The following is a 10,270-nucleotide window of genomic DNA, read 5'->3' on the forward strand; positions in this document are numbered from 1 at the left end:
GATATAATCGCAACTTTTATAAATTTTAAGTAAAGGTAAAATTATGAGTTGGAGCAAGGATAGTTGGCGAAAATACAAAATTTTACAACAGCCGACTTATGTAAATCAAGATGAGCTAAAAGAGATTGAAAACAAGCTCTCATCGCTACCACCGCTTGTTTTTGCAGGCGAGGCTAGAAGGCTAAAAGAGGAGCTAAAAAGGGTTTGTGAGGGCAAGGCGTTTTTGCTTCAAGGTGGCGATTGTGCCGAGAGTTTTTCAAATTTTAGTGCAAATAACATAAGAGATATGTTTAAGGTAATGCTTCAAATGGCTATCGTTTTAACCTTTGGTGGCAGTATGCCAATTGTCAAGGTCGGACGTGTAGCAGGGCAGTTTGCAAAGCCTAGAAGTAGCGATTTTGAGGAGATTAATGGGGTTAGTTTGCCTAGTTACAGGGGCGATATTATAAACGGCTTTGAATTTAGCCAAAATGCCCGTGTCCCAGACGCAAAACGTATGATTGATGCGTATTATCAATCAGCTTCTACGATGAATTTGCTTCGTGCATTCTCGCGTGGTGGTTTGGCTGATTTACACCAAGTGCATAAGTGGAATTTAGGCTTTACAAAAAGGGCTGAGATTAATGAAAAATACGCCGAGCTAACCGATAGTTTAAGCAAGACTTTGGCGTTTATGCAAGCTTGCGGTATGACATCTGAAAATACGCCAATTTTAAGCCAAACGTCATTTTACACATCGCACGAAGCCTTGCTTTTGCCTTACGAAGAGGCACTTACTCGCGAGGATAGCCTAAGTGGCGAGTGGTATGACTGCTCGGCACATATGCTTTGGATAGGCGAAAGGACGCGTGGGGTTGATGACGCTCACGTGCATTTTTTAAGTGGGGTTAAAAACCCAGTCGGCGTTAAAATCGGACCAAGTGCAAGTGCTGATGATATTAAAAAAATAGCTAAAATTTTAAATCCGCAAAACGAGGCTGGACGGCTAAATATCATCATCAGAATGGGTGCTGATAAGATAGGCGATAAACTGCCAAATCTGCTAAAAGAGCTAAAAAGCGAGGGGCTAAATATTGTTTATAGCATTGACCCAATGCACGGCAACACGACAAAGGCGACAAATGGCTACAAGACGCGTGAATTTGGTAAAATTTTAAGCGAAGTAAGAAGCTTTTTTGAAATTTCACGAAGCGAGGGTGTTTATCCGGGCGGAATTCATCTTGAAATGACCGGTCAAGATGTGACAGAATGCACAGGCGGCGCATTTAACGTAACAGAGCAGAGCCTAAAAGAGCGATATGAAACGCAGTGCGACCCAAGATTAAATGCAGACCAAGCACTTGAACTTGCATTTTTAGTCGCTGATTTTTTGAAAAAAGCGTGAATTTTCAAGGCAAAAAGCCTTGAAAATTTCACTAAATTTTACCGCCTTCAACGACAACTGACTCAGGGTCAATATCATCGCCATAGACGCTTTTTAGCGTAGCATCGTAATCTTTGTGAAAGAAATTTTCTTTGCCAAGCTCAATAATTTCGTTATTTAGCCAGTCAAGCAGTGCTTTGTTGCCCTTTTGCACGGCTGGTGCGATGACGTCCTTATCGCCAAAGCTGTCAATGCCGACTTTAAAGCCCGGATTTTCTTTAACCCACGCAAAAAGCAGGGTGTTATCGTGCGATAAAGCGTCGCCTCTGCCATCAAGTAAGGCAGCAAAGGTTTCAGTGTTTTGATCAAATTTCACAAGCTCAATCTCTGGGTGATTTTTCGTAAAATACGCATCTGCTGTCGTGCCTTTATTTACGATTAGCTTTTTGCCTTTAAGCTGTGAAATGTCGGTGATTACGCCATTTTGTGGGCTTACCACGCCAAGCGAAACCTTCATATAAGGCAGCGCAAAATCAACGATTTTTGAACGCTCAGGGGTTTGCGTGAAGTTTGCTAAGATTATATCAACCTTATTTGCGACTAAAAATTCAGCCCTGCTAGCAGCCTCAACAAGCTCAAATTTTACCTTGCTCTCATCGCCAAGCAAATCCTTTGTGATACGCTTTGCAAAATAGACATCATAGCCTTGATTTTTGCCATCTTTATCCACAAAGCCAAATGGTGGCTTATCGCTAAAAACGCCGATACGAACAAAGCCTTGCTCTTTGATTTTAGCCACGCTATCAAGCTGTTTAGCGTCAGCGACCTTATCCTCACCGCAACCCGTTAGAAAGACGGCAGCGATGATTGCCAAAAATGAAAAAAACTTTTTCACTCTTTCTCTTTTAAAATAAAATGGGATTTGATTTATACTTTAAATTTTATAAAAATAAGATAAAATGAGCCTTTTTTAAATTATCTTATTTTAATAACCATTTCAGGCTCATCTCTTAGCTCATAATCGCCACTATCTCTAAAATCTCTTAAATAATCCCTACGCTTGTAACCACTATCTCTAAACGGCTCTTTGATTACGATATATGTATCAAATCTTGAATTTATATCGCCATTATACTCATCATCGTAAAAACTTTGACGCCTATCATCGTTGTAATAGCTATATCTATCTTTTTTATAATGTTTCTTTTTTGGCACGAGAATAATCGTGTCATCGTTTCGGTAATCATCATATGCCACTCCAAATGTAAAAAGCATTATTGCGACTAAGAAAATTTTCATTTTTTGCTCCTTGTAAAGAAAATTTTTAAATATTATTGCTATGTAAATAAAATATCATTTAAACAAAAGCAAAATTTTAGTTTTTTTAGTTAAAATTGTCAAAATTTATTTTAAACGAGGGGTAAAAATGTCTTTATCTGTAAAAGCAACCGTTGCTGGTCTATCTTTAATGGCTATGTTAAGTGGCTGTATGTCTTCAATGAATATGGGTGGCGGTAAAACTGTCGCTACTGGCTCAGCTGGTGGCGAGAATGCACAAAATGCAAATTCTCAACTTGAAAGATGCTCTCAATCATTGGGGACATTAACAATATACGAAGATAGGGATTCTGACTGGTATAGCGTATTAACAAGAGATTATCGCTTAACTTCAACCGTGCCAGTTATTAGGCTTTTAGCACAGCAGTCAAATTGTTTTGTTATAGTTGAGCGTGGCAAGGCTATGAACCAAATGATGGAGGAGCGTGCTTTGATGAAATCTGGCGAACTTAGAAAGAACTCAAATTTTAAAAAAGGACAAATGGTAGCGGCTGATTACACGGTTACTCCAAGCATAACATTTAGTTCAGGCAACACAGGCGGTATAGGCGGTGTTGTTGGTGCTTTATTTGGCGGTATTGCTGGTGCCGTCGCTGGTGGCGTTCAAACTGCTGAGGCTGGCACTGTTTTAACACTTATAGAAAACAGATCAGGTGTTCAATTAGCAGCAGCTGAGGGTAGTGCAAGCAATATGGACTTTGCAGGTCTTGGTGGACTGTTTGGTAGCAGTGCAGGTGGTGCACTTGGTGCTTACTCAAAAACTCCACAAGGTAAGGTCATAGTCGCTGCATTTACAGATTCTATGAATAACCTAATTAAGGCTGTCAAAAACTACAAAGCACAAAGCGTAAAAGGCGGTCTTGGTGCTGGTGGGACGCTGAAAGTCTCTGATTAATCATTAAAAGTCCGATTTATTCGGACTTTTAAAAACTAAATAGATTTAAAAATTTCTTTGCTCTTTCGCTTTTGGGGCTGGTAAAAAACTCATCTGGTGTGCTAATTTCTACAATCTGTCCAGCGTCCATAAATACGATTTTATCGGCAACCGCACGTGCAAAGCCCATCTCGTGAGTGACAATTAGCATAGTCATCCCGTCCTTTGCTAAATTTATAATCACATCTAAAACTTCACGCACGATCTCTGGATCAAGTGCTGCTGTGACCTCGTCAAATAGCATAAGTTCTGGCTTCATACAAAGGCTTCTAACAATGGCTATTCGTTGCTTTTGACCGCCTGAAAGCTCACGAGGACGTGCAAATTTCTTATCCTTTAAGCCGACCTTTTCAAGCCACATATCAGCCTCACGCTCCACTTCATCACGGTTTCGTTTTTGTGCTTTTAGTGGTGCTAAAATGATATTTTCTATCACATTTAAATGCTCAAAAAGCTCGTAATGCTGAAAGACCATACCGACTTTTTGACGCATTTTTGTCCAGTTTTTATAGTCCTTTGTAACCACTTCGCCGTCAATTACAATCTCGCCACTTTGGATATTTTCAAGTCCGTTTATAGTGCGTAAAGTCGTTGATTTACCACAGCCTGAGGGTCCAAGCAAGACGATGACTTCGCCACGATTTACGCTTAAATTTATATCCTTTAAGGCTTGTGTTTGCTCATAAAATTTATTTACATTTTTTAACTCTAAAATTTTCATCTCTACTCCCAACGGCGCTCTAACTTTTGCGATAATTTTGATATCGGATAGCAAATTATAAAATATAAAAAGAATATAAAGCCATAAATCCAAAAAGGTGCTAGATTATCGCTAAAAACGTGCCTTTCTATGATTTGCTGACCGACTTTTACGACTTCAATTACGCCGATTAATACCACGATTGAGGTTGTTTTTATCATTCTGCTAAGCAAATTTACAGCACCCGGCACCAAGCGCCTTGTAGCAAGTGGTATGATGATATAAATGTAAATTTGAAGCCTGTTTAGCCCAAGCGAAGTCGCGCTCTCAAACTGGTGCTTTGGTATAGAAACGACGGCACCTCTAACGATATCCATCATCTCAAAAATTCCCCAAATGCTAAACACGACAAGCGAGGCACCAAATGCACTTAAATGCAAATTTAACGCACGTGCTAAACCAAAATAAAATATAAAAAGCCAGACGATTGTTGGCATTATCCGCACGATTTCAAGGCAAATTTTAAGAGTGGCGTATAAAAATCGGTTTTTTAGGCTCATTAAAACGCCTAAAATCAGTCCGCCAAAAACTGAGATGATGATTGAAAGGATTGAAATTTCAAGGCTTATGAGAAGTCCTTCGCCAAGTCTAAGCAAATTTTGGGCGTTAAAAAGCACACTATCTTGCACGAACTCTCCTTTCAAGTAGCGAAAGCACCAGCGAAATTGGCAAAATGATGACTAGATAGCTAATAACAAGCATAAACAACGCCTCGTCCGTTTTGTAATAAAGCCCGATTAAATCCTTTGCAACATAGACCAAATCAGCAAGGGCGACAATGCTAACGATTGAGGTTTCTTTAAGCAAGAAAATCACGTTTGCAGCGATGCTAGGTAGCGAAACGCTAAACGCTTGTGGCGTGATTATGTGGTATAAAATTTGCACCTGATTTAGCCCAAGACTAAGCCCAGCTTCAATCTGACTCTTTCTAACCGCCTCATACCCAAGCCTAAAACTCTCAGCCATATAACTACCGCCTAAAAACGCTAAACCGATGACAGCACAGCTAAACGAGCTAATGCTAACGCCAAGCTTTGGCAGTCCGTAGTATAAAAAGAAAAGCTGGATTAAAAGCGGTGTGTTGCGGCTTAGCTCAACGTAGCCATTTACGAGCGGGATTAGAAATTTTACCTTATAATACCGCACCGACATACAAAAAATGCCTATTACGATTGAAAAGAAAATCCCTAAAAATGCAAGTTTGAGCGTTAAAATCCCAGCCTTAACATACATAGGATAAAACTCGCTAATAAACTCAAAATCCATAAAATTCCACTTCTAAATTTTCTAAAAGTGTGATTGTAGCTAAAAAATGCTAATTTATGCTAAAATGAGCGTTTTTAAAATTTGGAGTTTTTATGGATATTTTTCAGATTATCGGATTTTTGGGTATGCTTTGTATTGTTGGGGCGTATTTTTTGCTTCAACTTGGCAAGATTAATGCAGAAAATTTAGCCTATCAATACATAAATTTGGCTGGTGCGATTTTACTCATCATCTCGCTTTTAGTGCATTTTAATCTTGGGTCATTTTTGATTGAAGTTTTTTGGATTTTTATAACAATTTTTGGGATTTTTAAAATTTACAAACAAAGGATAAAGCGATGATTAGAGCATTTGGCGAGTGGGAGAAGCAAGAGTGCTTACTCTTATCTTTACCGCATAAAAACACCGATTGGCAGCCATATTTAGATGAAATTTTAGCTAGCTACGAAGAGCTTGTAGGGGCTATTACGCCATATCAAAAGTGCGTTTTAATCTGTCCGGATACGCAAATTTTAGAGCGTTTTAAGAAATTTTCTAACTGCGAATTTTTAAAGATTGCCACCGATGATACGTGGATTAGGGACTATGGTATGATTGATGTTTTGTGTAGTGGCGCTATAAAAAGCTACGATTTTAGCTTTAACGCTTGGGGTAATAAATTTAAAAGTAGCAACGATAATGCCGTAAATACTGCATTAAACGCGCATTTTAAGGGCGAGCTAGAAAGCGTTGATATGGTGCTTGAAGGCGGTAGCGTGGATTTTAACGGTGAGGGCGTTTTGCTTACGACTGAGCATTGTTTGCTAAATGAAAATCGCAATCCAAGCCTAAATAAGAGCCAAATTGAAGCAAAATTAAGTGAGCTTTTTGGCTTAAAACGCACGATTTGGCTAAAAAATGGCTTCATAAAGGGTGATGATACCGATCATCACATTGATACACTGGCTCGTTTTATCACGCCTGATACGATAGCTTACGCAAGTTGCGATGATCGTGCTGATGAGCATTTTAACGAGCTAAATGCGATGAGAGCCGAGCTTGAAAATACCGGCTTTAAGCTACTTGCTCTGCCGCTGCCTAGCCCGAAATTTTATGATGATAAAAGGCTTGGCTGCACCTATACAAATTTTATATTTATAAACAACGCTCTAATCGTGCCAACTTACGATGATAAAAACGATAAAATCGTGCTTGAAATACTGCAAAATGCCCTGCCAAATCACAAGGTAATTGGCGTAAATTCGCTCGTTTTTGTCCGCCAAAACGGCTCACTTCACTGCTCGTCACAAAACAAGTATCACGCTTTTGCGAAGCAAAATGTTTCTAGCGAAGCGAAAAACAAGCGAAGCGGTGCCGACAGGCAGGTTTTTAGCGAAGCGGGAGAATAGATTTGCAAGATGAAATTAGCCAAAACAAATCCATTTTTGCTTAAAAAAATAGCCGTGATTACGGCCGGACTTACCGCTGTAATTTTGGCGATTTTTAAATTTATAGCCGGATTTTTAAGCGGTTCGGTTTCGGTGATGAGCTCAGCCATTGACTCTATGCTTGATTGCTTGGTTTCGTTTTTAAATTTCTTAGCACTTAAAAAATCAAGCGATGCGCCAAATGCGAAATTTAACTACGGATACGGCAAACTTGAAGCACTCTCATCGCTCTTTGAGGGCGTTTTTATCGTTGGTATCGGACTTTTTATCCTTTATCAAAGCGTTAAGAAAATTTTTATACCAGAGCAAAATTTTGATGTTAGTATCGGACTTTATGTTATGCTAGTTTCGCTCATACTAACTGGTGCTTTGATACTATTTTTAAACAAAATCGCAACCCTAACAAACAACCTAATTATCAAAGCAGACGCACTTCACTACAAAAGCGACTTTTATTCAAACCTAGCCATCATCATCGCTCTAATCGTGATAAAATTTACTGGCTTTGTATTAATTGACGCGATTTTAGGCATAGTAATTAGCATTTATATCATCTACTCGGCAATCTCGCTCATACGCGAAGGGGTGCTAATTTTGCTTGATGCTGCCCTGCCTAGCCAGATCATAAACGAAGTGGTGCAAATTATCCTTTCAAAGCCTGAAATTTCAAGCTTTCACTACCTAAAAAGTCGCCAAAGCGGAGCTTACACATATCTAAGCTACCACCTAGTTTTTAACGGCAACTTTTCGCTTTTAAAGGCGCACGAAATTTCAGATGAGATCACAAAAGAGATAAAAGCTAGGTTTAATGATAAAATTTGGATAATCACGCCAGAGCTTGACCCAGTTGATGATAGCGGTGGCGAAAATCACGGCAACGACGAGCGTTGCGTAATATCAAATAAAGGAGAAAAATGAAAACAGCACTAATTCAGCAGAAATTTCACGGCACAAAAGAAGCCACGATAGCTAAAACTTGCGAGCTAATCGCACAGGCAAAGCAGGGCGGGGCAGAGCTTGTGATTTTACAAGAGCTTCATCAAACGCAGTATTTTTGTCAAAGCGAGGACGTGGGCTTTTTTGATTTGGCAAATGACTGGGAGAGTGATGTGAAATTTTGGGCAAATGTGGCAAGGCAAAATGGCGTAGTTTTGGTCACTTCGCTGTTTGAAAAACGCACCGCCGGACTTTATCACAACACCGCTTTTATCTTTGAGCGTGACGGGACTTTGGCTGGTAAATACCGCAAAATGCACATACCTGATGACCCGCAGTTTTATGAGAAATTTTACTTTACACCGGGCGATCTAGGCTTTGAGCCGATACAAACGAGCGTTGGCAAACTTGGCGTCTTGGTGTGCTGGGATCAGTGGTATCCAGAAGCGGCTCGTTTAATGGCGTTAAAAGGGGCTGAAATTTTAATCTACCCAACGGCGATAGGTTGGTTTGATGAAGATACAGATGCTGAAAAATCGCGTCAGCTAGAAGCGTGGGTCGCTGTGCAGCGCGGTCATAGCGTGGCAAATGGCGTGCCTGTCGTGGCAGTAAATCGCACTGGCTTTGAAGCTGATAGCTCTGGGGTTAGCAAAGGCATTAGATTTTGGGGTAATAGCTTTGTTTTTGGGGCACAAGGGGAGCAAATTTTTAGGGCAAACGAGCAAGATGAGGCGTGTTTTTTGGTGGATATTGATATGAAACGAAGCGAAAATGTGCGTAGAATTTGGCCATTTTTACGCGACAGGCGGATTGAAAACTACGCTGGTTTAACTAAAAGATTTATTGATTAAATATTTGGCTTTATGATTTTGCTAATCATAAAGCCGATAAATGATTTATATTTTGCCGATTTCTTTTATTATATTGTTGGCTTTTTTTACGAGAAAAATAAAAATCAATAATAAAATTATAAGCAGACAAAAAACAAGGCTTATTAAGATATTTTCGCTAATCTCAAATTTATCCACTGCCCAAATAATAACCCCAATAAAAGCATCAATAATTACAACAAGCCACACTTTAAGCATAGTTAGTTTTCTTTTTGCTTCATTTAATGTTTGCATTTTTGTCCTTGTTAATTTTGGATATTATAACAAAATTATAATTGTTTGACTTTAACGTTTAAAAAGTATTTTATCTCAAAAAACAAGCTTACAAACCAAAAAAATTATGCAGTTTTTTGATAAAAATTTGTTTGATTTGAAGTAGAACTTCGTATTTTGTTAAAAAAAAGGGGGGGGCTTCTTTTGCGTTTTGCTTTTAGAACGAGCAAAGCGAAGTAGGGTCGCCCCTGCCATAACTTACAAACAGAATTTTGTTTATTTTGCAATAGAACGTTGCTTGAAATTTAAAAAGTGCCATTTGTTTTTCTTTAAGGGAGAAGGGGGCTTGAATTGCGAAGTCACCCCCTTCTCCCTTAACAACCCTTATCCCCGATAACGCTTCTAAGGTGGTGAACATCTGCCGATTAAAAGTCGGCGTTCGCTAGTTTTATTTTTTTACATTCTAGCGTTTTTAAAATTTTAAACTAAAAAATTATGCTGTTTTTGATAAAAATTTTTGTGGTTTGAAGTGGAACGTTGCATTCTATTTTGAGTGTCGCTCACTCTATTTTAAGGGAGAAGGGGGCTTGAATTGTGTTCTGCTTGCAGCTACGAGCGAAGCGAAGTAGGGTCGTACCCCTTCTCCCTTAACTATAACTCGCAAAAAATCAAAACAATGTCGTAACATTGTTTTGATTTTCGTTTGCTTCCCCCACGACAACGCTCTATCGTGCGAACACCTGCCGATTAAAAGTCGGCGTTCGCTAGTTTAGTCTTCTTACGTTCTAGTGTTTTTGAAATTTTAGTCTAAAAAATATGCTGTTTTTTGAGAAATTCTGTGGCTTGAAGTAGAATTTTGCATTTTATTTTGAGTGCTTCTTTTGTATTTTGCTTTTATCACGAGCAAAGCGAATAGGGTCACTCCTTTCTCTCCGCTATAACTCACAAACCACAAATTTTTTACACTTTCACAGACCACCAAAACAATGTCGTAACATTGTTTTGGTTATCATCTGCTTACCAATCAATTCGGCGGTTTGTGCGGTTTGAGACATTATCGGTGTCAATGACAAATTGTCCGACATCGGTTTTATTACCATTTTTATCGTAGCTTCTGCCGCCCCAGTTGCTTGATTTGCCGTAG

General features: G+C 39.1%; 12 protein-coding genes. 6 read left to right on the forward strand and 6 right to left on the reverse strand.

The window, feature by feature from the left end; all coding sequences use genetic code 11:
- Window positions 1-43 precede the first annotated feature (43 nt).
- Entirely contained in the window at window positions 44-1,384 is a 1,341-nt protein-coding gene (locus NYG85_RS00685) for a class II 3-deoxy-7-phosphoheptulonate synthase (protein WP_284936644.1), read from the forward strand.
- A gap of 31 nt (window positions 1,385-1,415) precedes the next feature.
- On the opposite strand, the gene NYG85_RS00690 is transcribed toward NYG85_RS00685, so the two are convergent.
- Together NYG85_RS00690 and NYG85_RS00695 are read right to left on the reverse strand one after the other, a co-directional pair.
- The gene (locus tag NYG85_RS00690) at window positions 1,416-2,258 is read right to left on the reverse strand and encodes a cysteine ABC transporter substrate-binding protein (protein WP_284936645.1); all 843 of its coding nucleotides are present in this window, start codon (window positions 2,256-2,258) and stop codon (window positions 1,416-1,418) included.
- Between the two features lie 80 nt (window positions 2,259-2,338).
- Window positions 2,339-2,662 (reverse strand): hypothetical protein, encoded by a 324-nt coding sequence (locus NYG85_RS00695; RefSeq protein ID WP_284936646.1) that lies wholly within the window; start codon window positions 2,660-2,662, stop codon window positions 2,339-2,341.
- Window positions 2,663-2,789: 127 nt separating this feature from the next.
- Between NYG85_RS00695 and NYG85_RS00700 the strand changes: the two genes are divergently transcribed.
- Entirely contained in the window at window positions 2,790-3,596 is an 807-nt protein-coding gene (locus NYG85_RS00700) for a CsgG/HfaB family protein (protein WP_284936647.1), read from the forward strand.
- Between the two features lie 28 nt (window positions 3,597-3,624).
- Here NYG85_RS00700 and NYG85_RS00705 read toward each other — a convergent pair whose 3' ends face one another.
- From NYG85_RS00705 to NYG85_RS00715, 3 genes are read right to left on the reverse strand one after another with little or no spacing between them, the layout of a single operon-like run.
- On the reverse strand, window positions 3,625-4,356 hold the full coding sequence (locus NYG85_RS00705) for an amino acid ABC transporter ATP-binding protein (protein ID WP_284936649.1): 732 nt from the start codon (window positions 4,354-4,356) through the stop codon (window positions 3,625-3,627).
- Window positions 4,357-4,358: 2 nt separating this feature from the next.
- The gene (locus NYG85_RS00710) at window positions 4,359-5,024 is read right to left on the reverse strand and encodes an amino acid ABC transporter permease (RefSeq protein WP_284936650.1); all 666 of its coding nucleotides are present in this window, start codon (window positions 5,022-5,024) and stop codon (window positions 4,359-4,361) included.
- Window positions 5,014-5,661, reverse strand: a complete 648-nt coding sequence (locus tag NYG85_RS00715) for an amino acid ABC transporter permease (RefSeq protein ID WP_284936651.1) — start codon at window positions 5,659-5,661, stop codon at window positions 5,014-5,016. The genes NYG85_RS00710 and NYG85_RS00715 overlap by 11 nt, the downstream gene beginning before the upstream one ends.
- Window positions 5,662-5,753: 92 nt before the next feature.
- Between NYG85_RS00715 and NYG85_RS00720 the strand changes: the two genes are divergently transcribed.
- Genes NYG85_RS00720 through NYG85_RS00735 form a run of 4 tightly spaced genes read left to right on the forward strand, consistent with a single transcriptional unit; the run spans window position 5,754 to window position 8,874 of the window.
- Window positions 5,754-6,002, forward strand: a complete 249-nt coding sequence (locus tag NYG85_RS00720; protein ID WP_284936652.1) for a CBU_0592 family membrane protein — start codon at window positions 5,754-5,756, stop codon at window positions 6,000-6,002.
- Window positions 6,002-7,048 carry an agmatine deiminase family protein gene (locus tag NYG85_RS00725; protein ID WP_284936775.1) on the forward strand — a complete coding sequence of 349 codons (1,047 nt, stop codon included), beginning with the start codon at window positions 6,002-6,004 and terminating at the stop codon, window positions 7,046-7,048. The genes NYG85_RS00720 and NYG85_RS00725 overlap by 1 nt, the downstream gene beginning before the upstream one ends.
- A gap of 9 nt (window positions 7,049-7,057) precedes the next feature.
- A complete protein-coding gene (locus NYG85_RS00730) occupies window positions 7,058-8,005 on the forward strand; it encodes a cation diffusion facilitator family transporter (RefSeq protein WP_284936654.1) in 948 nt (315 codons plus the stop codon).
- Window positions 8,002-8,874, forward strand: a complete 873-nt coding sequence (locus NYG85_RS00735; protein WP_284936655.1) for a carbon-nitrogen hydrolase — start codon at window positions 8,002-8,004, stop codon at window positions 8,872-8,874. Before NYG85_RS00730 ends, NYG85_RS00735 begins: the two co-directional genes overlap by 4 nt.
- A gap of 45 nt (window positions 8,875-8,919) precedes the next feature.
- Here NYG85_RS00735 and NYG85_RS00740 read toward each other — a convergent pair whose 3' ends face one another.
- Window positions 8,920-9,147, reverse strand: coding sequence for a hypothetical protein (locus NYG85_RS00740; protein WP_284936656.1), 228 nt, complete (start codon window positions 9,145-9,147; stop codon window positions 8,920-8,922).
- Between the last annotated feature and the right edge of the window lie 1,123 nt (window positions 9,148-10,270).

Source organism: Campylobacter gastrosuis (assembly GCF_030249845.1).
GTDB classification, from domain to species: domain Bacteria; phylum Campylobacterota; class Campylobacteria; order Campylobacterales; family Campylobacteraceae; genus Campylobacter_A; species Campylobacter_A gastrosuis.